The organism is Pseudomonas sp. AK106, from assembly GCF_053903055.1.
Window position 1 is genome coordinate 1108063 of record NZ_CP096426.1, and the last position, 23040, is coordinate 1131102.

24 protein-coding genes are annotated in these 23040 nt (G+C 60.7%); 13 read left to right on the plus strand and 11 right to left on the minus strand.

Annotated features, from left to right (window positions below; genetic code table 11):
* Positions 1-17: 17 nt before the first annotated feature.
* A complete protein-coding gene (locus M1E04_RS05040) occupies positions 18-1016 on the plus strand; it encodes an NAD-dependent epimerase/dehydratase family protein (RefSeq protein ID WP_456292494.1) in 999 nt (332 codons plus the stop codon).
* Between the two features lie 67 nt (positions 1017-1083).
* Positions 1084-1935, plus strand: a complete 852-nt coding sequence (locus M1E04_RS05045) for an ATPase (RefSeq protein WP_456292495.1) — start codon at positions 1084-1086, stop codon at positions 1933-1935.
* 198 nt (positions 1936-2133) lie between these two features.
* Here M1E04_RS05045 and M1E04_RS05050 read toward each other — a convergent pair whose 3' ends face one another.
* Complete coding sequence (locus tag M1E04_RS05050) at positions 2134-2484, minus strand: hypothetical protein (protein ID WP_192132784.1); 351 nt, start codon at positions 2482-2484, stop codon at positions 2134-2136.
* A gap of 22 nt (positions 2485-2506) precedes the next feature.
* Here M1E04_RS05050 and M1E04_RS05055 point away from each other — a divergent pair, with 22 nt between their 5' ends.
* Complete coding sequence (locus tag M1E04_RS05055; RefSeq protein ID WP_456292496.1) at positions 2507-2974, plus strand: hypothetical protein; 468 nt, start codon at positions 2507-2509, stop codon at positions 2972-2974.
* Between the two features lie 86 nt (positions 2975-3060).
* On the opposite strand, the gene M1E04_RS05060 is transcribed toward M1E04_RS05055, so the two are convergent.
* From M1E04_RS05060 to M1E04_RS05070, 3 genes are read right to left on the minus strand one after another with little or no spacing between them, the layout of a single operon-like run.
* Positions 3061-4110, minus strand: coding sequence for an alkene reductase (locus M1E04_RS05060; RefSeq protein ID WP_456292497.1), 1050 nt, complete (start codon positions 4108-4110; stop codon positions 3061-3063).
* Positions 4111-4168: 58 nt separating this feature from the next.
* Complete coding sequence (locus tag M1E04_RS05065) at positions 4169-5335, minus strand: MFS transporter (RefSeq protein WP_192132790.1); 1167 nt, start codon at positions 5333-5335, stop codon at positions 4169-4171.
* Positions 5336-5372: 37 nt separating this feature from the next.
* Positions 5373-5681, minus strand: coding sequence for an ArsR/SmtB family transcription factor (locus M1E04_RS05070; protein ID WP_296310764.1), 309 nt, complete (start codon positions 5679-5681; stop codon positions 5373-5375).
* Positions 5682-5959: 278 nt separating this feature from the next.
* On the opposite strand from M1E04_RS05070, the gene M1E04_RS05075 reads away from it, so the two are divergent.
* A complete protein-coding gene (locus tag M1E04_RS05075) occupies positions 5960-6556 on the plus strand; it encodes an acyl carrier protein phosphodiesterase (RefSeq protein ID WP_456292498.1) in 597 nt (198 codons plus the stop codon).
* On the opposite strand, the gene M1E04_RS05080 is transcribed toward M1E04_RS05075, so the two are convergent.
* Positions 6517-7305 (minus strand): lysophospholipid acyltransferase family protein, encoded by a 789-nt coding sequence (locus tag M1E04_RS05080; protein WP_455913222.1) that lies wholly within the window; start codon positions 7303-7305, stop codon positions 6517-6519. The genes M1E04_RS05075 and M1E04_RS05080 overlap by 40 nt on opposite strands.
* Complete coding sequence (olsB, locus tag M1E04_RS05085) at positions 7305-8060, minus strand: L-ornithine N(alpha)-acyltransferase (RefSeq protein WP_065992230.1); 756 nt, start codon at positions 8058-8060, stop codon at positions 7305-7307. The genes M1E04_RS05080 and olsB overlap by 1 nt, the downstream gene beginning before the upstream one ends.
* Before the next feature lie 195 nt (positions 8061-8255).
* On the opposite strand from olsB, the gene M1E04_RS05090 reads away from it, so the two are divergent.
* The 3 genes from M1E04_RS05090 to M1E04_RS05100 all read left to right on the plus strand — a co-directional run bounded on the left by M1E04_RS05090 (position 8256) and on the right by M1E04_RS05100 (position 10995).
* Positions 8256-9353 carry a serine hydrolase domain-containing protein gene (locus M1E04_RS05090; RefSeq protein WP_456292499.1) on the plus strand — a complete coding sequence of 366 codons (1098 nt, stop codon included), beginning with the start codon at positions 8256-8258 and terminating at the stop codon, positions 9351-9353.
* Entirely contained in the window at positions 9350-9688 is a 339-nt protein-coding gene (locus tag M1E04_RS05095) for an amidase (RefSeq protein WP_456292500.1), read from the plus strand. Before M1E04_RS05090 ends, M1E04_RS05095 begins: the two co-directional genes overlap by 4 nt.
* Positions 9689-9837: 149 nt before the next feature.
* Positions 9838-10995: a phospholipase D-like domain-containing protein gene (locus tag M1E04_RS05100; RefSeq protein WP_065992236.1), complete on the plus strand. Its 1158-nt coding sequence runs from the start codon at positions 9838-9840 to the stop codon at positions 10993-10995.
* Between the two features lie 74 nt (positions 10996-11069).
* On the opposite strand, the gene M1E04_RS05105 is transcribed toward M1E04_RS05100, so the two are convergent.
* Positions 11070-12593 carry a fumarate hydratase gene (locus tag M1E04_RS05105; RefSeq protein WP_369318440.1) on the minus strand — a complete coding sequence of 508 codons (1524 nt, stop codon included), beginning with the start codon at positions 12591-12593 and terminating at the stop codon, positions 11070-11072.
* A gap of 413 nt (positions 12594-13006) precedes the next feature.
* On the opposite strand from M1E04_RS05105, the gene M1E04_RS05110 reads away from it, so the two are divergent.
* Complete coding sequence (locus M1E04_RS05110; RefSeq protein WP_410928500.1) at positions 13007-14113, plus strand: GGDEF domain-containing protein; 1107 nt, start codon at positions 13007-13009, stop codon at positions 14111-14113.
* Entirely contained in the window at positions 14106-15044 is a 939-nt protein-coding gene (locus M1E04_RS05115; RefSeq protein ID WP_456292501.1) for an iron-sulfur-binding ferredoxin reductase, read from the plus strand. Before M1E04_RS05110 ends, M1E04_RS05115 begins: the two co-directional genes overlap by 8 nt.
* A 36-nt stretch (positions 15045-15080) precedes the next feature.
* Here the strand turns inward: M1E04_RS05115 and M1E04_RS05120 are convergent, their stop codons facing one another.
* Entirely contained in the window at positions 15081-16319 is a 1239-nt protein-coding gene (locus M1E04_RS05120; RefSeq protein ID WP_192132805.1) for a hypothetical protein, read from the minus strand.
* Between the two features lie 224 nt (positions 16320-16543).
* Entirely contained in the window at positions 16544-17995 is a 1452-nt protein-coding gene (gene pyk, locus M1E04_RS05125; protein ID WP_065992245.1) for a pyruvate kinase, read from the minus strand.
* A 179-nt stretch (positions 17996-18174) separates the two neighbouring features.
* Between pyk and M1E04_RS05130 the strand changes: the two genes are divergently transcribed.
* Positions 18175-18549, plus strand: a complete 375-nt coding sequence (locus M1E04_RS05130) for a tetratricopeptide repeat protein (RefSeq protein ID WP_455913226.1) — start codon at positions 18175-18177, stop codon at positions 18547-18549.
* Positions 18550-18863: 314 nt separating this feature from the next.
* Positions 18864-19223, plus strand: coding sequence for a PilZ domain-containing protein (locus tag M1E04_RS05135; protein WP_456292502.1), 360 nt, complete (start codon positions 18864-18866; stop codon positions 19221-19223).
* 11 nt (positions 19224-19234) lie between these two features.
* On the opposite strand, the gene M1E04_RS05140 is transcribed toward M1E04_RS05135, so the two are convergent.
* Both M1E04_RS05140 and M1E04_RS05145 read right to left on the minus strand, forming a co-directional pair.
* Positions 19235-20590, minus strand: coding sequence for a DUF58 domain-containing protein (locus tag M1E04_RS05140; RefSeq protein ID WP_456292503.1), 1356 nt, complete (start codon positions 20588-20590; stop codon positions 19235-19237).
* Entirely contained in the window at positions 20587-21708 is a 1122-nt protein-coding gene (locus M1E04_RS05145) for an AAA family ATPase (RefSeq protein WP_369318434.1), read from the minus strand. The genes M1E04_RS05140 and M1E04_RS05145 overlap by 4 nt, the downstream gene beginning before the upstream one ends.
* A 298-nt stretch (positions 21709-22006) precedes the next feature.
* Here M1E04_RS05145 and M1E04_RS05150 point away from each other — a divergent pair, with 298 nt between their 5' ends.
* Entirely contained in the window at positions 22007-22270 is a 264-nt protein-coding gene (locus M1E04_RS05150; protein WP_192132812.1) for a hypothetical protein, read from the plus strand.
* Between the two features lie 53 nt (positions 22271-22323).
* Positions 22324-22998 carry a zeta toxin family protein gene (locus M1E04_RS05155; protein WP_342214620.1) on the plus strand — a complete coding sequence of 225 codons (675 nt, stop codon included), beginning with the start codon at positions 22324-22326 and terminating at the stop codon, positions 22996-22998.
* Positions 22999-23040 lie beyond the last annotated feature (42 nt).

The window sequence follows — 23040 nt, forward strand, 5'->3', positions numbered from 1 at the left end:
ATTAAACGGAGCAGGCAATGAAAATTCTGGTCACCGGCGCAGGCGGCTTCATTGGCGGACGCTTCGCGCGTTTCGCGCTGGAGCAAGGCTTGAACGTCCGGGTCAACGGCCGTCGTGCGGAGGGTGTCGAGCATCTGGTGCGGCGCGGGGCCGAGTTCATCCAGGGCGATCTTTCCGATCCGGAACTCGTTCATGCGCTGTGTGACGACGTCGAAGCCGTGGTCCATTGCGCGGGTGCGGTGGGCACATGGGGACGACGCCAGGACTTCCATCAGGGCAACGTTCAAGTCACCGAAAACGTCGTTGAAGCCTGCCTGAAACAGAGAGTCCGGCGGTTGGTGCATCTGTCCTCGCCCTCGATCTATTTCGATGGCCGATCGCACCTCGATATCCGTGAGGAGCAAGTGCCCAAGCGCTTCGGCAATCACTACGCCGCGACCAAATACCTGGCCGAGCAAAAAGTATTTGGTGCTGAAGAGTTCGGTCTGGAAGTCATCGCCCTGCGTCCTCGTTTTGTGACGGGCGCAGGTGACACGAGCATTTTCCCGCGACTGCTGGAGATGCAGCGCAAGAATCGTTTGTCGATCATCGGCAACGGCCTGAACAAGGTCGACTTCACCAGCATTCAAAACCTCAATGAAGCGCTGCTCAGCAGTTTGCTGGCGGCGGGTTCGGCGCTGGGCAAGGCCTACAACATCAGTAATGGCGCGCCGGTGCCGCTCTGGGACGTGGTCAATTACGTCATGCGCCAGATGGAATTGCCACCGGTCAGGCGTTATCGGTCTTACGGCCTGGCGTACACCGCGGCGGCCATGAACGAGGCGGCGTGCCTGATCTGGCCCGGGCAACCTGAACCGACGCTGTCGCGCATCGGGATACAGGTGATGAGCCGGGATTTCACGCTTGATATCAATCGCGCCAGGCATTATCTGGATTACCAGCCCGACTTCAGCGTGTGGACCGCCCTCGACGAGTTCTGCGGCTGGTGGAAAGCCCAGCACGGCGGCGCGTTGTAAAAGGCTTCAACATCCGTGGTTATACTGCGAGCCATTCAGATTCAGCGGTTTTTTCAAAGGTAAATCCATGCGCAAAGATCCCTATGACGACGTCGATGACGTCCCGAGCCTCAGCGCCAAAGACGATGACGATGACTTTCTGCCGCCACCGGGTGCCCGCGAGCGCACGACGGTGTATTCCCGTGATACGCCGGTGGTGAAGGTGAAGGCGCCCGGTACCGGTGCGTTGTGGGCGTTGATCTGTGTGCTGTTTATCGCGTTTTGCGGCCTGGGCTGGTGGAGTTTTCAGCAGGTCTCTTTGATGGAGCAGCAGTTGGTGGCGACGCAGGAAAGCTTCGCGCGGATCAGTGAGGAGGCGGCGGGGCGCTTGCAGGATATTTCAGGCAAGGTGGTGGCCACCGAGTCGATGGCGAGCAGCAGCGAGGCGCTGAAGGCGCAGATCAAGCAGTTGCAGGATCAGTTGGCTGATCAGAGCAAGCAACAGCAGGGCGTGGCAGGTTTGCAGGGCGGGCTGGACAAGCGGCTGGAGCAGATCAGTACGCAGAATGCGCAGCAGCAGGCGGTCAATCAGCAGTTGCAGGATCAGGTGAAGGCCGTGACCACGGAGCTGGCGGCGTTGAAGGCGGCGATGCCGGATGGCAAGTCGGCGCAGTCTGAGCAGGAGCGTCTGGAGTCGCAGTTGAAGGGCTTGAGCGCGGACGTGGCGAGTCTGAAGAAGGCGAATGGCAGTCAGGCGATCGAGCAGCTTGAGCAGGATATGGTGGTGGTGAAGAGTGAGTTGGAGAATCGTCCGGCAGCTGCTTCGTCGGGTGCCAGCACGGCGGAGTTTGATGCGTTTCGTGGTCAGATGACGCGGACGATCAACACGTTGCAGAGTCAAATTCAGACATTGTCGCAACAGATTAATGCTCGACCTTGAAGCAGCCCCCGATGACGTCGCCATTTGTGATGTTGTCGGGGGAGGTGACGCAGAGTGAAGTTGAGGCGTGAATGTTTAACTCTGTCCTGTAGGCTATTTCCGATTTTGATATTTGATATGGGTTTTGAGTTGCGTTTATCTTTTTTTGAATTACGGTCTAGCCAGTGACTCGCGATAACGCTGTTGGTTATCGCACACTCAGTGAGGAGCTTCAGTGACGAAGCTTTTTTGAAGAACGATACAACTCCAGCGAGGTGTTTCGTTACAACCGTTAAGGATGACTAAGATGAATGGATTCAACACTAAACACGGCCAAAGCCGCTCGATCGGTAAAAGCATCGTCAGCGGTGCAGGCCTTGCCCGAAATGCTGCGAAGCCGCCCAGAATCAAACCCGGCACCAGACCTCCCGTGACGAAGCCGCCGGTCGCAAAGCCACCGGTTACAAAGCCTCCGGTTATCAAACCACCCGTTACGAAGCCACCGGTTACCAAGCCACCCGTTACAAAGCCACCTGTGACAACTCCGCCCTCAATCAAACCGCCGGTCATCCGACCGCCTGCGGTAAAGCCAGTGAAACCACCGCAGTTGGCGGTTAAACCGCGTCCCCCCAAGCCAGTCATTACGGGGCCGGTCAAGCCACCCGCGTCGTTGGTGCTGCCGCCCAAGCCGCTGATCCCGCCTCGTCTGGCTGAAGTGCTGTCGATCGTTGATACGATTACCGGTGTCGTCTCGTTGCTGTATCCATTGGGGACGTATTTACTGCCGAGCGGAGACAAACAATTGCCGGACGGCCGCGTGGCGGATGCCGGGGGCGACTACATTACGGATGGGGATGGCAACGTCCAGTATCTGGACGGAACCATCATTTACGCAGACGGGACGATCAAGTTTCCGAACGGCACCTATCAATACACCGACGGCAGTTATCTGTATCCTGACGGCACTATTGGTTATCCGGACGGCACCTGGCGATTCCCGGATGGCACTGTTACGGATTCGGAAGGCAATGTGTTGGCTACTGATTATCCAGAGCTGTAAGTTGAAAAGTTTGCTGTAAAAAAAGCCCCGGCTCTTTCGAGTCGAGGCTTTTTTATTATCGATGTATTACTTTTGAACGGTGCAGCTTACAGCGTCGGGTAATCCACATAGCCTTCGGCGCCTTTGGCGTAGAAGGTTTCGGGATGAGGTTCGTTGAGCGGGGCATCCTTGGCCAGACGTGCCGGCAGGTCGGGATTGGCGATGAAGGGCACGCCGAAGGCGACGGCGTCGGCCTTGCCGCTCGCCAGCCAGGCGTTGGCGCTTTCTTTGGTGAATTTCTCGTTGGCGATGAACACGCCGCCGAACGCTTCTTTCAGGCGTGGGCCCAGGCTGTCGTCGAGTTCACGTTCGCGGGCGCAGATGAACGCGATGCCGCGTTTGCCCAATTCGCGGGCGACGTAGGTGAAGGTCTCTGCCAGGTTGGCGTCGCCCATGTCGTGCGCGTCAGCGCGGGGTGCCAGGTGCGCGCCGACACGGCCAGCGCCCCAGACGTCAACGGCGGCGTCGGTCACTTCCAGCAGCAGGCGTGCGCGGTTTTCCAGCGAGCCGCCGTAGGCATCGGTGCGGGTGTTGGTGCTGGTTTGCAGGAACTGGTCGAGCAGGTAACCGTTGGCGCCGTGGATTTCTACGCCGTCAAAGCCGGCGGCCTTGGCGTTCTCGGCACCGACGCGGTAGGCGTCGACGATCTCTTCGATTTCAGCCAGTTCCAGTGCGCGAGGGGTAACGTAATCAGACAGCGGACGCACCAGGCTCACGTGCCCTTTCGGCTGGATGGCGCTCGGCGCAACCGGGGTTTCGCCGTTCAGGTAGGTCGGGTGGGAAACGCGACCCACGTGCCACAGTTGCAGCACGATCTTGCCACCGGCGGCGTGGACGGCTTTGGTGATGTTGGCCCAGCCGCGCACTTGATCGTTGGACCAGATGCCGGGGGTGTCGGGGTAGCCAACGCCCATGGGCATGACCGAAGTGGCTTCGCTGATGATCAGGCCAGCCGAGGCGCGCTGAACGTAATACTCGGCCATCATCGCGTTGGGCACGCGGCCTTCGTCGGCGCGGCAGCGGGTCAGCGGTGCCATGATGATGCGATTGGTCAGTTCCAGGTCACCCATCTTGATTGGGTCAAAAATCGTGGTCATCGTGAAATCCTTAGTGCAGTCGGTAAAAGGTGGATCCGCAGGTTTCAAATTCGGGGAATCAGTTGGTCAAAGGGGCCATTTCGACATCGTTGCGCTGACGGAAATTGATCAACGTAACCAGTAGCGCCAGCACCGCCAGAACGCCAGCAGCCAGCGGTACGGTGGTCAGGCCGAAGCCATGGGCGATGACGCTGCCGCCGACCCAGGCGCCCAGCGCATTGCCCACGTTGAAGGCGCCGATGTTCAGGGTGGACACCAGATTGGGCGCGGCCTTGCCGAAGGTCACCACGTTGATCTGCAAGGCAGGCACGGCGGCGAACGCAGCGGTGGCCCAGAGGAACAGGGTGATTTCAGCCGGGATCAGCGCCGTGCTGGTCCAGCTCAGCACCGTGGAGATCACCGCCATGGCGATGAACACGCCGATCAGCGTGGCGGCCAGTCGGCGGTCGGCGAGTTTGCCGCCGATGATATTGCCCAGCGTCAGGCCGAGGCCGATGAGCATCAGCGTCCAGGTCACGCCCAGCGGCGAGACGCCGGTGACTTCGCCCAACAGTGGCGCAACGTAGGTGAAGAGGGCGAACACAGAGGCGGCGAACAGCGCGGTCATGCTCAGCGACAGCCAGATGCCCACGCCTTTGAGCGCGGCGAGTTCGGCGCGCATGTCGAGTTTCTCTTCATCGCGCTTGCTCGGCAGGAAGCGAATCAGGCCGATGAAGGCGATGACGCCAATCACCGTCACCGCGAAGAAGGTCGAGCGCCAGCCGGCCTGTTGCCCCAGTGCAGTGCCCAACGGGACGCCGAGGACGTTAGCCAGGGTCAGGCCGGTGAACATCAGCGCGACGGCCGAAGCGCGACGATTGGCCGGGACCAGATTTGCCGCTACCACCGACCCGATGCCGAAGAACGCGCCATGGCACAGCGCGGTGACCACGCGGGCGAACATCAGAATGTTGTAGTCCGCCGCCAGCGCGCAGAGCAGATTGCCGATGATGAAGACGCCCATCAACGTGACCAATGCGCCTTTGCGCGGCAACTTGGCGGTGGCCATCGCCATGAACGGCGCGCCGATTGCAACGCCCAGGGCGTAGCCGGTGACCAGCCAGCCGGCGCCGGGAATGCTGACGCCCAGATCGCTCGCGACGTCGGGAAGCAAGCCCATGATGACGAATTCGGTCGTCCCGATGGCAAAGGCGCTCAGGGCCAGAATGAGTAGTGAAAGGGGCACGTTGCGTCTCCTGAAATCCGGGTGTGGGGCGAAGGGCTCAGAGCCGCTGCGTCAGTTGCTGCAAGAACGCCTGAATGACGTCTTCGTTGCGCTTGAAAAAATGCCACTGGCCGTGTTTCTGGTTGGTGATCAAGCCGGCCCGTTGCAACGTTGCCAGATGGGCCGAAACGGTCGACTGCGACAGACCGGCGCGCTGGTCGATCTGCCCCGCACACACACCGCCATCAATGGTGTGACGCTGATCGGGGAAAGTCGCAACCGGGTCTTTGAGCCAGTCCAGAATCTGCCGGCGAACCGGGTGGGCGAGGGCTTTGATGATTTCGTCGATATCGATGTCGGTAGGCATGTCGTGCTCAGTGCAGGTGCGCTGTATCGCGATGGGGCCAACCTTATATCTATAAATCGCGATATACAAATATGAATAAGTGCTTAGGACGGGCTGGTTCGTTATATCGGGTTATAACGATATGGCGCTGGGCTGACCTGTTGGTAGAGCGTTGACGGGCATTCCCGCTTTACAGGCGCAGGGAATGTGGCGACTGTACGAGCGTCATTGCGAATGAGTCCCCGCACATTCGGCGGACTCAGGCGCAGAAAAAAGGCTCGCAGCAATAGGCAACAACCATGAATTACCTCGCACACCTGCACCTCGGCGGGCAGACGCCGGCGCAATTGCTGGGCAGCCTGTACGGCGACTTCGTAAAAGGCCTGCTGCCGGGGCGCTTCCCGGCAGACATCGAAAGCGCGATTCGTCTGCACCGGCGAATCGATGCATTCACTGATTCGCACCCGCTTATCAAGCAGGCACTGGGGCGTTTTCCCGATGGCCGTCGTCGCTATGCAGGGATCGCGCTGGATGTGTTCTTCGACCATTGCCTGGCGCGGGACTGGCACCTGTATTCCGACGAGCCGCTGGATACCTTCACCGGAAAGGTTTACCGCGTGCTGGCCGATGAGCCCGCGTTGCCGGAGCGTCTCGCGTTGATTGCGCCGCGCATGGCGGCGCAGGACTGGCTGGGTTCGTACCGTGAATTTTCGGTGGTGGGTGATGCGCTGGCTGGCATCTCGCGTCGCCTGACACGGCCGGAAGGGCTGGCCGGGGTCAACCAAGAGTTGCACGCGCTGTATCGACCACTGAGTGACGATTTCAGCGCGTTTTATCCTGAACTTCAGGCGTTTGCTCAGGCGGCCTTGGCGGCGGAACGCACCATCGCCGGTTGAACCGCCTCGCCGAACAGCGCGACCTGCACCGCCTGCTGGGCTTCGAACGCTAGCGCTGCGCGCTCTTTCCCCACAGACGCGATAGGCGAGAGCAACTGGATATGCACCTCGCTCACCTCATTGGCAAACAGACGACGCAAGTGCGAGAGCAGGTCGTCGTCGCCAATGAACGGCGCAATCTGATCCGGCTGGCCGTCCCGCACGTATTGAATGGCAACAGGCTGTACCGGCACGCCGGTTTCAATGGCGCTCGACAGCAGGCGGCCGTGGAAGGTACGCAAGCTACGACCGTCGGTGGTGGTGCCCTCGGGGAAGATCACCAGCGAATGCCTGCCCAGCAAGTGCTGGCCCATCTGCTTCTGAATCAGCTTGCTGTCGCCCGAGCCCCGGCGAATGAACAGTGTGCCGGCTTTCAAGGCCAGCCAGCCCGCCACCGGCCAGGTGCGCACTTCGGCCTTGGACAGGAACGACAGCGGCGCCAGCATGCCCAGCAGCGGGATGTCGGTCCACGACACGTGATTGCTCACCCACAACATCGGCTCGCTCGGCAGCTTGCCGCTGACGGTCACACGAAACGGCAGCGCGGCACTCAGGCGCGCCATGAACCAGGCGGTCCAGCGCTGGCGACGGGCCATGGAATTGCCGATGCGCAGGCGTTCCATCAGGGCAAAGGTGCCGGCGATGCTCAAGCCCAGCGCAATCACCCAGAGCACCCGCACCACGCGCGCATGACTGCGCCAGGTGCTCATCACACCGCTGCCTTGAAGTGGCGAGCGTAGCGTGGGCACAGCTCGTCGCGCTTGAGAAGGATGAAGACGTCGGCGACCTGGAAATCTTCGTCCCAGCACGGCTCGCCACAGATCTTCGCGCCCAGGCGCATGTAAGCCTTGAGCAGGGGCGGCATCTCGCAGATCACGTTGTTGGGCAGGTCCAGCGTCGGCAAGGGATTCTTCGGTTCGGCGCGCAGGTGTTCGTTGCACAGATAACGTTCGCGCAGGCGTTGCATGATCGCGTGGGCCTGAATGCCGCCGTCCTGCATCGGAATGCTGGCGCAGCCCATCAGGTAGCTGTAGCCGCCTTCGTTGAGGATCTCGGCCAGTTCGCTCCACAACACGGCGATGGTGCCGCCGTTGCGGTAGGAGGGATCGACACAGGTCCGGCCCAATTCCAGGATCGGGCCCTGTAAATGGCGCAGGCCGTGCAGGCTGAATTCTTCTTCGCTGTAGAATTTGCCCAGGGTGCTGGCGGCCTTGTGGTCCAGCAAGCGGGTGGTGGCGACCAGACGACCGCTGCTCAGATCGCGCACGCCGATGTGCATGCAGTGAACGTCGTAATCATCGATATCCAGGCCCAGCTCGGCGCCCTTGAGCCTGGCGTTGAATTCGCCACTGAACACACTGAAGCGCAAAGCCTGTGCTTCCTGCAGGGCCTTATCACCGGTCAGGCGTTCTGCCTGCAGGCGACGTTCGGTTCGGGTGTCTCGAATGCTGGCGATCTGAGTCATGCGGCATCTCCGTAATCCCGCCTTCGTCCAGGCGGGTCGACTGATTGTTCGAGCATTGCTGTACGAATTCAGGCTAGGGAGAGGCCGTGTCACGACCATTAAGCTTTGGTGATGGTTGCGTGACAGGGGTTTGCGTTCAATGGGCTGTCATCATTGACTGCTACGGTTGCCTGCATCCGAGCCCGAGTCCACTCCATGACCCGTCTGCTATTCGCCGTCGCGCTGTTCCTGATCACCTGTTCCGCCGCCGCCTCCGAAACCTGGCCTGCGCCGGATTGGTCCGAGCGACTGCTCAATCGAAACAATGCAGTCACCGCTCTGGACAACTATGCCTTCCCGGCCCGCGACGAAGCCTCCCGCGAAGGCGTGCGCACAGACGCGCTGCTGATCATTCACGACGGTGAAGTGGTGTACGAACGCTATGGCGGCGTGACGCGTGCAGACACCCCGCACCTGACTTGGTCGATCAGCAAAAGCATTCTGGCGAGCGTACTTGGCGTCGCGTTTGGTGAAAGCCGTTTCAAGCTTGAAGACCCCGTCGTCAGGTTCTACCCGCCGTTCAGCGCGCATCCCGATATCAAACTTCAGGATCTGCTGCACTGGGCTTCGGGGCTCGACTGGCAGGAAGATTATGAATACGCGCCGCTCAACTCGTCGGTCGTCGCGATGCTCTATACCCGAGGGCGGGGCGACATGGCGCGATACGCCGCTGAGCACGGCACCGCCAGTGCGCCGGGCACTTCATACCGCTATTCCAGCGGCGACAGCACCGTCCTCGCCGCTGCGCTGAAAGGCATGGTGGGTGAACGCTCCTACGCTGATTACCCCTGGACCGCCTTGTTCGACCCGCTGGGCATGACCAGCGCCACATGGGAGCGCGACGCCACCGGCACTTTCGTCGGGTCGTCCTACGCGTACATGACGGCCCGTGACCTTGCGCGCATCGGCCTGCTGATGGAGCGCGGCGGGCGCTGGCAAGACCGCCAGTTGCTGCCCGAGGCCTGGGTTGATTTCAACCTGACGCCGTTCAAATCCCTTACCCAGACCCCGGCCGATGAAGCCCCCGGCGGTCACTGGTGGCTGAACAAGACCGCCGACGGCAACCTCGGTCCGTGGCCCGACGCACCTCCCGACACCTTCGCCGCACTCGGCCATTGGGGGCAGGCGCTGTACGTGATCCCCAGCGCGAAGCTGGTGATCGTTCGCTACGCCGACGATCGCGACGGCACTTATGACCACAACCAGTTGCTCAAGCTGGCGCTGAAGGCCGTGGCCGGGGAGGGTGATCAATGAACGCTCGCATGGCATTCATCCGACGCCGCCCATTCCGCAGCTTCTTCATACTGGTGCTGCTGATCATTGCCGGCCTGATCTGGAACTGGCGCGTTCAGCTGCAGGTATTCCCCAGCATCATCAGCGCCTACACCGCCAAGGAATACTGCTCGTGCCGCTTCGTCATGAATAACCCTGCAGACTATTGCCGCCGCTACGTGAAGCAGTGGCTGCCGAGCACCCTCGACGAAGACGCGCTGAACAAGCGCATCACTGCGACAGGGCTGGGCCGCGAGAGCGCAGCGCAGTGGGAGGGCCCGCGCCAGGGCTGTCGTTTGTCGCCGCCGGTGCCGTAGAACGTTGAAGTTTGCGTGCGGTCAGACAGCCGGATAGGGTTGCGCATCGCACCCTCTGGAGTCCGCATGTCCATTTGCCTTTCCGCCTCGCTTGCCCTCGCGGTCCTCGTCGCTGACGCCTCTGCCTTGACCGCCCGGCCGGCCCGCTCATGAGGGGCGCGATTTTTCCGTGGCGCGAGGAAAACCAGTTCAACCTGCTGATCGACGGCCCGGCGTTCTTCCCGCGCATGATCGCTGCGATTGAAGGCGCGCAGCAGCAAATCGAGCTTGAACTGTATCTGGTGGAAGCCGGGGCCTGCGCCGAAGCGATCGTGCAGGCGCTGGTCGGTGCGGCGAATCGCGGGGTCATCGTGAGGTGTCTGTTCGATGGTTTCGGCGCCGCGGCGTTCACGATCAGTCTGCGCAAGCGCCTGACCGACGCTGGCGTGATTCTGCGTTTCTATAATCCCGTCCATTGGCGGCGTGGCTTTCGAAACCTCTACCGCGACCACCGCAAACTGCTGCTGGTCGACAAAGAGCTGGCGGTGGTGGGCGGGACGGGTGTCACCGACGAGTTCTGGCGCCCGGACCTGAACAGCAGCGAGTGGCATGAGGTGATGGTCGAGATCCGCGGGCCGCTGGTGATCGACTGGCAAGCGTTGTTCGACCGCCAGTTCCACGCCAACCCTCGGCGGCGAGCATGGCGGCCTGCGGAAAACTTCGGTCTGCCGCGTCTGCCCAAGGCACCCGTCAGCGGGAATGGGCTGGGTCGGGTGGCCTATGCCGATTCCCGTCAGCACCGGGATATCGTGCAGTCACTGGTGCGTGCACTGAACACCAGCAAGACGCGCATCTGGCTGGCGACGCCGTATTTTCTGCCGACCTGGAAAGTTCGCCGTGCCTTGCGCCGAGCGGCCTCTCGGGGCGTTGACGTACGCTTGTTGCTCACGGGTCCGCGCACCGATCACCCTTCGGTTCGCTACGCTGGCCACCGTTATTACCCGCGCTTGCTCAAGGCCGGGGTGCAAATCTTCGAATACCAGCCGTGCTTCCTGCACTTGAAGATGGTGCTGATCGACGACTGGGTCAGCGTCGGCTCATGCAACTTCGATCACTGGAACCTGCGCTTCAACCTGGAAGCCAACCTCGAAGCGATCGACCCCGCGCTGACCCGTGCCGTGGCCGCCAGCTTCACCCAGGATTTTGCCGTGAGCAGTGAAATCACCCTGGACGGCTGGAAATCCAGACCGCTGTGGCGACGGGTTCAGGAGCGCGTATGGGGATGGCTGGATCGGCTGGTGGTGAACGTGCTGGATCGGCGGGGGTAAACGCCTCCGCAACCATCGCCCACAAAAAAGCCCGACACGCAGGTCGGGCTTTTTCGTTTTAGCGATTGAAACGCTTACTGCACTTCCACCGCCAGGCTTTCACTGATCTTCTTCTGCCAGATGGCGGGGCCGGTGATGTGAACCGACTCGCCCTTGCTGTCGACGGCAACCGTGACGGGCATGTCCTTGACTTCGAACTCGTAGATCGCTTCCATGCCCAGCTCCGGGAACGCCAGCACTTGCGACTTCTTGATCGCCTGAGCGACCAGATAAGCGGCGCCGCCAACGGCCATCAGGTAAACCGCTTTGTTGTCCTTGATCGCCTCGATGGCGGTCGGGCCGCGCTCGGATTTGCCGATCATGCCCAACAGGCCGGTCTGCTCAAGGATCTGGCGGGTGAACTTGTCCATCCGCGTCGCGGTGGTCGGCCCGGCAGGCCCCACCACTTCGTCACCGACCGGATCAACCGGGCCGACGTAATAGATGAAGCGGCCCTTCAGGTCTACCGGCAGGGTTTCGCCCTTGTTCAGCATCTCGACCATGCGCTTGTGCGCAGCATCGCGACCGGTGAGCATTTTGCCGTTGAGCAGGACGGTTTCGCCCGGCTTCCAGCTCTGCACGTCTTCCGGCGTCAGCGTGTCGAGGTTGACACGGCGCGCCGACGGGCCGGCTTCCCAGACGATCTCCGGGTAGGCGTCCAGCGGTGGCGCTTCCAGCGAAGTCGGGCCGGAGCCGTCGAGGACGAAGTGGGCGTGGCGGGTGGCGGCGCAGTTGGGGATCATGCAGACCGGCAAGGACGCTGCGTGGGTCGGGTAATCCATGATCTTGACGTCGAGCACGGTGGTCAGACCGCCGAGGCCCTGGGCGCCGATGCCCAGCTGGTTGACCTTCTCGAACAGCTCCAGACGCATTTCTTCCAGACGGTTCGACGGGCCGCGCGCCTTGAGCTCGTGGATGTCGATGGATTCCATCAAGACTTCCTTGGCCATGACCGCCGCTTTCTCGGCCGTACCGCCGATGCCGATGCCGAGCATGCCGGGTGGGCACCAGCCGGCGCCCATGGTCGGCACGGTTTTCAGCACCCAGTCGACGATGGAGTCGGACGGGTTGAGCATCGCCATCTTCGATTTGTTTTCCGAACCGCCGCCCTTGGCCGCCACGTCCACTTCCACGGTATTACCCGGAACGATGGAGTAGTGAATGACCGCAGGTGTGTTGTCCTTGGTGTTCTTGCGGGCGCCGGCCGGATCGGCGAGGATCGAGGCGCGCAGGACGTTTTCCGGCAGGTTGTAGGCGCGACGCACGCCTTCGTTGATCATGTCGTCCAGGCCCATGGTCGCGCCATCCCAGCGCACGTCCATGCCGACGCGGACGAACACGGTCACAATGCCGGTGTCCTGGCAGATTGGCCGGTGACCGGTGGCGCACATGCGCGAATTGATCAGGATCTGGGCCATGGAGTCGCGTGCGGCGGGCGACTCTTCTCGCAGGTAGGCCTCGTGCATGGCCTGGATGAAATCAACGGGGTGGTAGTAAGAAATGAACTGCAAGGCGTCAGCGACACTCTGGATCAGGTCATCTTGCTTGATCACGGTCATTGGGCGCGCTCCTCTGATTTGGCGGGAACATTCGAATTGCGGGTGGCGACGGGACCGCATGGGCCGGATGAAAGCATCTTGATCAGGCGTCAGACAGCCGGGCAACACCTCGGCAGGCCGGGGTAAAAAAGGCGCGGCAGTATAACCCGAGGTCAAATAAGGTACATCTGCCGAGCGCCAATCAATGGTCGAACATCGTACAACGTATATACCGGAACACCGGTGAAACAGATTGCTACGGCCGTCTGGAACACAGGAATTTGAATAGTCATTTTTTTGCGCAAGCACTACAGTGGCAAGCTGCCTGCATTACCGCGCACGGCGCAGGATTGCTTCGATCTGGTGCCTGAAAAGTATCACAGGTCATCTTGCCGGTACGGGACGGACCCTTAATACCCATGATGAGTCAACGAGTGAATGCCCAAACTATCCAGCGCTTGCTGCTGAAACGTTTCGCGCTCGCTACCGGCACCTACGTGCTGGGGCTGATGCTCGTATGGATGGCGTATTTTACCGGCTACTATCACGCCACTTTCTTCGGGATCTGGTGCACCAGTGTGCTGGTGCTCTTCTGTCAGGCCGCGTTGAGTCTGGTGTTTTTTGGTGGCTACAATCGACGCTTCAAAGACCCCAGCCTGACCGAGTTTCAGGTGTTGCTGGGGCTGGGCTGGCAGACGTTTCTGATTAGCCATACGGAAGCCTCCCGCGGCACCTTTCTGCTCGTTTACGTGCTGGTGCTGATGTTCGGATTGTTTCATCTGCGCCCCAGTATTTTCGCGCGTTGCGCCCTGTTTGCCCTGCTGGGGTTCGCCGGCGTCAACCTCTGGGACGCCAGCCGCGGACGCCTCGCCGATCCGGGGCTGGCGGTGATTCAGACCTGCGCGCTGTTCATCGTTTTCTCCTGGCTGTGCCTGTTCGCGCGCTTCGTGCAGAACTCGCGCAATCGCATGCACCAGCGGCGGATCACCTTGCAGGCGCACCAGGAAACCCTGCGCGGCATGATGCTCCAGCTCGAAGAGCTGGCGTCCACCGACGAACTCACCAACCTCTACAACCGCCGTCACTTCCTGCGCATAGCGACCCGGGAACTTGAGCTCATGGACGGCAATTACACCGCCGGGCTGGCGCTCATCGACCTGGATCACTTCAAGCGGGTCAATGATATCCATGGTCACGCGGCGGGTGATCGGGTGCTGCAGGTGTTCGGCAAAACCGCTGCCCAGTGCCTTCGCTCCGACGACATCCTCGCGCGTTATGGCGGTGAAGAATTCGTGTTGCTTATCCCTCGCTGCACCCGTGCGCAGTTGGTCGATTGCTGCGAACGTATCCGGCTGGCGTTTACCCGGGTCACGCTGCCGGAGTTTCCTGAACTGGACCTGAGCCTGTCCATCGGCATGGCCGTCATTGAGCGTGGCGACCACATGGACCGCGCACTGCAACGCGCCGACCAGTCGCTGTATCGCGCCAAGCACGAGGGCCGCAACCGTTGCCACGGCGCCTGGGATTACGCCGATGCCTGAGTTGCGTGTGGGCGACCGGCAATGGTCGGTGTCGCCTGCGGCGAATTTGCTCGACGCGCTTAACGACGCCGGGTTGTCCGTCCCCTACAGTTGCCGCGCCGGCAGTTGCCACACGTGCATGGTGCGTTGCGTCAGTGGCGATCCGCTGGACGCCGCGCCCGATGCGCTGGAGGCCGACAAGCGCGCCCAGGGCTGGCGGCTGTCGTGCCAGTGCCGGGTGACGAGCGATCTGACCGTTGAGATCTTCGATCCCTTGCGCGATGGCTTGCCGGCAACCGTCGTCGGGGCTGACTGGCTCAGCGCATCGGTGCTGCGCCTGCGACTGAACCCCGAACGTCCTTTGCGCTATCGTGCCGGACAGCATCTGGTGCTGTGGACCGAGAGCGGCGTAGCACGGCCCTACTCGTTGGCGAGTGTGCCGGGGAACGATCCCTTTCTGGAGTTTCACATCGACTGCCAGCGCCCGGGCGCTTTCGTTGATGTCGCCCGTAGGCTGCAACCGGGCAATCCTGTCCGTCTCGGCGAACTTCAAGGCGGCGCGTTGCATTACGACCCTGACTGGCAGGACCGGCCGTTATGGCTGCTGGCGGCGGGGACCGGATTAGCACCGTTGTGGGGTGTGCTGCACGAGGCGTTGCGGCAGCACCATCAGGGTGAAATTCGCCTGTTGCATCTGGCGCGTGAGCCTCAAGAGCATTACTTGGCAGGGGCGCTGGGCGAGCTGGCGATCCAGCATCCGAACCTGCACGTGGAGCTGATCAATCAGGAAAACTTTGCGGCCGAGCTGAGTGGGTTGCGCGTGACGTCTCGTCAGACCATTGCGCTGGTCTGCGGGTCGCCCGCCAGCGTCGAGGCGTTTTCGAAGCGGCTGTTCATTGCCGGATTGCCCCGTGGTCAGTTACTGGCGGACGTATTTGCGGAGAAGGGCTGACAGTCCGCCAATCGTTTTTTGGCTCCCCACACACCCTCAGGCAAGAATACGCGTGACGAAGCTGCCGCCGGCTATAAGTATCTTTTCATCCACGGCTTTTACGTCGTACGGCGTCGGAGACTCGGGTATGCCGGGGTAGTCGAGGCGTACCCAGCCTGAATCGGACCCGAATGCAGGATCAAGAGAGCCATCTGTGTTGTAGCGCGCGATGATGACGTAGCGCGGGTCAGACGTATGGCCCGCAGCGACGAGTTTGTCTCCGTCGTATGCTGCGCTAAGCCACTCGAATACATCGGGGACTTTGTCGGGTCTAAACGACGGATCAATGCTGCCGTCACCCACAAGACCTATAAGCCGGGCATTGCCTGCGGCATCCCGACCAAAAATGATCAGATTCCCCACTTCGGTTTCAATACAGCCGTTCAGGATATAACCGGCATATTGGTCCGATTGAAGTTCTACGACGCCGCTTCCGTCCTTTCCAAACTCATTATCCAGCGTGCCAGTCTCGTTGTACCGAACCAAAAATGGATAGAAGGCGCCGGATTCACTTCTATGCTCGCCGACGGCGAGGAGTTTCCCCGATGCCAGGATTAATAACGCACTCAGTGAGCTAGAGCCCAGCGCCTCTGGGTAAGTCACGTAACCCACTCCATTGAAGGAAGTGTCCAGTTTGCCAGTGTCATCAACCTGGTAAATAACGGTCTTTCTTTCGTTGACGTACCACCAACCCACTATGAGCTTGCCGGAGGGCGTTAGTCCCGTTGATCCGGTTGGCATTGTCGTCGCGAGTGACTGCCGCTGGCTCTCGACATTCGGCAGGCGGTCATGAGCCGGCAGGTGGTCACTGCCGAGGGTCCCGGGATAAGCAAGCTGCAGGATGCCACCTTGTCCATAATTTAGGTCGAGGATGCCGCCCTCTTCGTATCGGGTTGCACAGGGGATATACCCACCGCCGGGGGTCGAGGTGTTCACCACAATGACTGTCTTACTGGATTCGACGTCGAAGGCACTCACACCCATCGATATCTGCTCAAGTAGTATTTGGCCCTGAATGATGCCGTTATTTCCGAACGTGACATCAACGTTGCCGTCTTTCAGCAAGCGCGTGACGAGAAAATGCCCGTCTTGCTCGGAGGCGCCGACCACCAGAGCATCCGCGCCAGGCTTCCACATCACATTACCTGCATACCTCATGGTCGGAGGTAAGTGTGCGAGCCCACCGGTACCGAAGGTCAGGTCCGGTTTTCCACTGACGATAGTTTCCTTGTTCATGTGATTTCCCTTCCGATGGTCATCTGAACTGTTAACTGTAGACCTGCGTTTTTACCGGAGCTACTGACATAAATGACAGTGGGAATGCGTGCCTGAACTGGATACTGCTTTGGCTAGTACCGGGTCGGTCTGTTCCACACGGCAGTCAGCATGTTGGGCGCCGTGCGGACATAAAAAAGCCCCGCACTCTCACGAGGCGGGGCTTTTTCGTGTTTCGGTGTCGCTTAAACCATTGGGTCGCCGACGTGCAGGATCTTCATGCCGTTGGTGCCGCCGATGGTGTGGTAGCTGTCGCCCTTGGTCAGGATGACCCAGTCGCCTTGCTCAACCAGACCGCGCTTGACCAGTTCGTCCACAGCCGACTGGCTGACCTGACCAGGCGGCAGTGCGGCCGGGTCGAACGGAATGGTGTAGACGCCACGGAACATCGCCGCGCGCGCCTGGGTGCCGCGGTGCGGGGAGAACGCGTAGATCGGCACCGAGGAGCGAATGCGCGACATGATCAGCGGGGTATAGCCGCTTTCAGTCAGCGCAATGATCGCTTTTACGCCAGGGAAGTGGTTGGCGGTGTACATGGCGGCCAGCGCGATGCTTTCGTCACAACGGGTGAACGAGTGACCGACGCGGTGGCTGGAGGTCTTGCCGGTCGGATGACGTTCAGCGCCGACGCAGATACGCGCCATCGCTTCAACGGCTTCCACAGGGTATGAGCCCGCGGCACTTTCAGCGGACAGCATCACGGCGTCGGTGTAGTCGAGCACGGCGTTGGCCACGTCGGACACTTCAGCGCGGGTTGGCATGGGGCTGGAAATCATCGATTCCATCATCTGCGTGGCAACGATCACCGCCTTGTTGTGGCGACGCGCGTGCAGGATGATTTTCTTCTGGACGCCCACCAGCTCGGCGTCGCCGATTTCCACGCCCAGGTCGCCACGGGCAACCATGACCGCGTCACTGGCGCGGATCAGGGCATCGAGGGTGTCGTCGTCGGCAACGGCTTCGGCGCGTTCGATCTTCGCCACCAGCCAGGCCGTGCCGCCGGATTCGTCACGCAGCTTGCGCGCGTATTCCATGTCGGCCGCGTCACGCGGGAACGAAACGGCCAGGTAATCCAGGTCCATTTCGGCAGCGAGCTTGATGTCCTGCTTGTCTTTCTCGGTCAGCGCCGGTGCCGTGAGGCCGCCGCCGCGACGGTTGATGCCTTTGTGATCCGACAGCGGGCCGCCGATGGTCACGGTGCAATGCAGTGCATCGGCGGTTTGCGTGTCGACGCGCATGACCACGCGCCCATCGTCCAGCAGCAGCTCGTCGCCGACGCCGCAGTCCTTGACCAGATCGGGGTAATCGATACCGACGATGTCCTGGTTGCCGTCGGTCAGAGGATGGCTGGTGGAGAAGATGAACTTGTCACCTACCTTCAGCTCGATCTTCTTGTTGACGAATTTGGCGATGCGGATTTTCGGGCCTTGAAGGTCACCCAGCAACGCGACGAACCGACCGTTCTTGGCGGCGATGTCGCGGATCAGCTTCGCGCGAGCCTTGTGCTCGTCGGGCGTACCGTGGGAGAAGTTAAGGCGGGCGACGTCCAGGCCAGCAAGAATCAGCTTTTCGATGACTTCTGGCGAATTACTGGCAGGGCCCAGTGTGGCTACGATTTTGGTGCGGCGAACGGTCATGCACAAACTCCTTAAATGAAGCGCAGCGAGAGGCTACTACTGTATTGCTCTGTAGTCATTGTTCCTTTGCACTACCTGACCCCCTGATCGCTGGGCAATCGGCAGGCCGGCGGGGCTCAAATCGGCCTTGAAGAAATCCCGGAGTACGCCGATACAAGGGCTGAGCACAGGAGACTCTCATGCGAATCGTGATGATATTAGTGGCGCTGCTTGCCTTAAGTGGTTGCACCCGCTGGGCAATGAACAGCCATTTGAACAATGCCAACCGCGCCTACGCCCAGGGCGACTGTGACGCGGTGATGTACAACCTGTCGAAAGTCGACCGGGAGAGCCGTTCGCGTCGCTACGTGCAGCCCGAAGTGTCAATGTTGCGGGGTCAGTGCCTGGAGCGCCAGAAGTTCTACATGGATGCGGTACAGACCTACCAGTACATCATCACCCAGTTCCCGGAAAGCGAATACGCGTTCCGCGCCAAGGCCCGTCTGGACACCCTGCATCAGCTCGGCCATGACAACCTGGCGCCGCCCGCCACACCGCGCCCTGCTTCACGTTAGTTACACCCGAGTGGATGTACGGTAGCGTTTTCGAGTGGATATCGGGAAAACCTGAGCTAGGCTGCGATGGGTAGGGACCTAAGTGTTTTGACGAAGGTGGCAGTGCCACTGATCCGAAAGCGAGCCCGATAGGGGTGTTTAACGCCGATCGGCCATGGGAGTCAGTGACTTTTGCCAGTACCGAGTGAGTCAGATGCCGTGATGGGCTTATCCATTGATGGGTTCTGGCTTTACGGGTCTGGCAGTTCCGTGCAACCGAATCCCAACGCACTAGCGCGGCCATGCTCAATGGTCATCTCAGGGCGAGTGTCCGCATGCTTAATGAACGACGAATAGAGCGTCACCAACTGCCTTACTACCTGCAAGTGTTCAACCGGTACACCGATAAACCCTTGGGTTGTCTGGGGAACGTGTCAGAGCAGGGCCTGATGCTGATCAGCGATCTGCCCATTCTGGTGGGGGCCGATTTTCAGCTGCGCCTGAAAGTGCCTGACGGCAAGAGCGGCCTCTACCACATCGACATCGACGCCAGCTGCCTGTGGTGTCAGGAAGACGAAACCCCGCGCATATTCGATTCCGGCTTCCGTGTGCAAGCGGCGCCGGCGGAATACTTTGTCCTCATTCAGGCCTTGCAGCGCTATTTCAGCTTCTATCCGCTCGAAGCGTCCGCCTGAAGGCCGGCGCCCTACAGCGCGCCGGCTTTTTTCCAGCTCATGTATCGGCTTACCAACTCTGGCCCCAGCTCACTGGGGCGCACATCCAGCACAGGGATGCCATGGGCGATCAAACGCTCATGCAGCCCGCTGCGTGCGTTGAGCAGGTCGACCGTTCCGCAATAGTCCACGGCCTGTTGCCAGGTGTGCACCGGCGCTTGACGAAGATCGTCGAGCACGGCCTCGCGCAGACTGGCAATCAGCACCCGGTGATGGCGACTCAGCTGTTTGACCGCTTCGAGTAATTGCTCGTCATCCTCGTCCCGCAGGTTGGTGATCAACACCACCAACGCCCGTCGCTTCTGCCGCGCGAGGAGGGCTCGCATCGCCACCGCATAATCGGCGGGGCGCTGGGTCGCGTTGACGTTGTAGAGGTGATTCAACAGCACGTTCAGCTGCCCCGCGCCTTTGACGGGTGGCAAATGCCGGTCCTGATCGCCCGCGAAGGTTGAAAGACCGACCGCGTCGCCCTGACGCAAGGCCACATAGCTCAACAGCAGGCAGGCGTTCAGCCCATGGTCGAAATGCGTCAACTCGCCGTCCTGGCTGCCCATGCGTCGGCCACAGTCGAGCATGAACAGGATTTGCTGATCGCGCTCATCCTGATATTCCCGGGCAATGGGCGCGCGATGCCGGGCCGTGGCTTTCCAGTCGATCTGGCGCAGGCTGTCGCCTTCACGAAATTCGCGCAGCTGATGAAACTCCAGGCCCAGTCCCCGACGCGGTTGCTGGCGGATGCCGATCTGCCTGAGCCAGTTCTCGACGCCCAGCAACTGCCCGTTCTGCAGCCGGGCGTAATCAGGGTACACCCGGACGGCGTCATGGCTGGGCACATACCGCCGGGATGACCACAGGCGCAACGGGCTGCGCATGAGTATTTCGGTCCGTTCGAAAGTGAAATCCCCCCGGCTGGCCGGCCGCAGCCGATAGGTCAGCTGGGCCGTGCGCTGGGGCCGCAGCACGACGACCTGGGGCAGATTGTCGGTTTCGTAGCGGGCGTCCGGCTCGGAGGGGCCGTGATCAAAGAGGGTCATATGCAGCGCGCGGGGCGAATCGTGTTCCAGCTCGACCCGCACCTCGCTCCAGCGTCCCATCCCAAGGCTGCCGGTCAAATGCCGCTTGACCCGAGGGGAGGGCAAGCGCCACAGCCATGCTGCATCCAGTCCTGCCACGGCAGCCATTCCCCACAGCAGGGTCCAGAAAAAGCCATCCAGCCGTGCAACGGGGCCTCGACCCAATGCCTGCAAAATGCCGAGTAGCACCGACACGCCGAGCAGAACGGCCAGCCACCAGAGCATGCGGGTCGAAGGCTTGAGCAGTTGTTTCATCGGCGCGGCGCCGCCACCTGATCCAGCAATTGCTTGAGCACGTGATCCACCGACAACCCTTCGATGTCCAGCTCCGGGGCCAGCCTGACCCTGTGCCTCAGCACCGCCAGCGCACAACCTTTGACATCGTCGGGTACGACGAACTCGCCGCCACGCAACAGTGCACGCGCGCGGGCTCCCCGAATCAGCGCGATGGACGCTCGCGGCCCCGCGCCGAGTGTCAGGCCCGGCCACGTACGGGTGGCGCGGGCCAGCCGTACGGCGTAATCGAGGACCTGTTCATCCACCGGCAGATCGCCGGCGATGCGTTGCAGCGCTAGCACATCTTTTGCCTGCATCAAGGTGCGCAGGGGCTGGATGTCGAGCATGTCGGAGCGCGTCGAACGGGTCACCTGGCGGACCATCTCCAGCTCCTGATCAGCTTGGGGATAATCCATACGCACTTTGAGCATGAAGCGGTCGAGTTCGGCTTCAGGCAGCGGATAAGTACCTTCCTGCTCGATCGGGTTCTGCGTCGCGAGCACCATGAACGGTTGCGGCACCGGCAGGGCGCGGCCTTCCAGCGTGACCTGACGTTCCTGCATCGCCTCAAGCAGCGCGGCCTGAGTCTTCGCCGGTGCGCGGTTGATCTCGTCCGCCAGCAGCAGATGGGTGAACAGCGGCCCTTTGCGCAGCTTGAACTGCTCGCTCTGCATGTCATAAACGGCATGGCCGGTGACGTCGCTGGGCATCAGGTCAGGGGTGAACTGAATCCGCGCGAACTCGCCGCCGAAACACCGGGCCAGCGCCCGTACCAGCAACGTCTTGCCCAGCCCGGGAACGCCTTCAAGCAACACATGGCCGCCGCCTATCAGTGCAGTCAGTACATCATCGATGACGGCGTCCTGGCCGATCACCGCTTTTTGCAACTCGTGTCGCACCGCCTGCGCCAGATGAATCGCGCGCTGGCGCTGCTGCGCCGGATTGCTGCCCGAGGGGGTGGCTGGCTCGATGTGCTTGTGGTCCACGGCCCCGTGTTCTGGAGTGGGGAGGTGATTGGCGGCGTGGCCTGGCTCGGTCGGTTGATCGCTCCCATGCTCAGGCGTTTTGCTAACGTTGAGGTCCGTTTTATCGTCCATAAATCGAGCGCTTACCTCATTTGAATTTGCGGGGGATTATGTCGGGGCGTCTTGAGCGAGCTGCATGGCTCGCCGCATCTTGTGAATATATGGAGACTCAAAGGTCGACAGCGATGCCGTGTCGAAGCTTGGTCGAACAGAGCCGGAGCCATGTTTGTCCGATCTTGAGTCGATGTCCAGAACCCTCAAGCGATTCGCTCGGGTCCTGTTAAACAACCGGGTCGAGATTGGCGGCCCCACTTGGGCTAGAATCACGACGAACCTCCTTACCAAATGAAACTGAATGCCGGAGAACGCCATGGCTCAGGTCGAATTAAACACATTGTCCGAAGAAGACATGTTGAATCTTGAGGACAAAATCCCCGTATTGGCTGCAAGCGCGACCGTTTCGGCGTATTACCGAGCGTTGTCATCAGGCCTGACTGTCTATCGCATCCAGGGTACGAATATGGTTGAAGCCAAAGCTGACGGCTCGATGCGGGTGATCGCCGAAGCCAAGCCTCGTACCAAAGTCCAGCTCGGCAAAGTGCTTAAGGTTCGCCGGCTGAAAACCAGTGCCTAGGGCACGCTGCTGGGCAGGGCCCAATGGCAGCGGTAAATCCACGATGAAGGGATTTGTCCCGGCGAACCTTCGGTATCTACGTCAACGCGGATGACATCGAACACGAAGTCAAAGAAACCGGTTTTCTGGACCTTTCCAGCTACACAATTCGCACCACCCCCCAGGCATTGCATTCATTTATCGATGAGCACGCGCTGCTCGTCAGATTCAACAGACAGGGCCAGGCAAAGTTAATCGGTCTGAATGGCGATCGCGTTGACTTCACGTTTGTACCCATGGATTCCTACTTCGCGTCGGCGATTGCAGATTTCATTCGACATCAGCTGCTTGAACTCGGCGAAAATTTCACCTTTGAAACGGTGATGTCCAGCCCTGACAAAGTCGAGTTTCTGGAGCTGGCACAGCGCAAGGGCTACCGTACCTACCTCTATTACGTTTCCACTGATTCTGTGGACATCAACATCCAGAGAGTCGCCAACCGAGTTGCAGAAGGTGGTCACAACGTACCTGAAGACAAAAGTCGCAAGCGCTACAAGGGCTCGCTTGATTTGCTTCCTGCTGCAGTCGAGGCGACCGATCGTGCTTACATTTTCGATAACTCGGAAGCTGAGGCCGTTTTGCTTGCCGAGGTCACCAACGGCATTGATTTCGAATTTCGGTTCGAGGATTTGCCTGATTGGTTCGTCGAGAATTACGTCAACAAAGTTGTTGATGCAGTCGAAGACTGATTCGGCATCCCAGTAGCCAGTGCAGCGTCATGAGACTGCGGT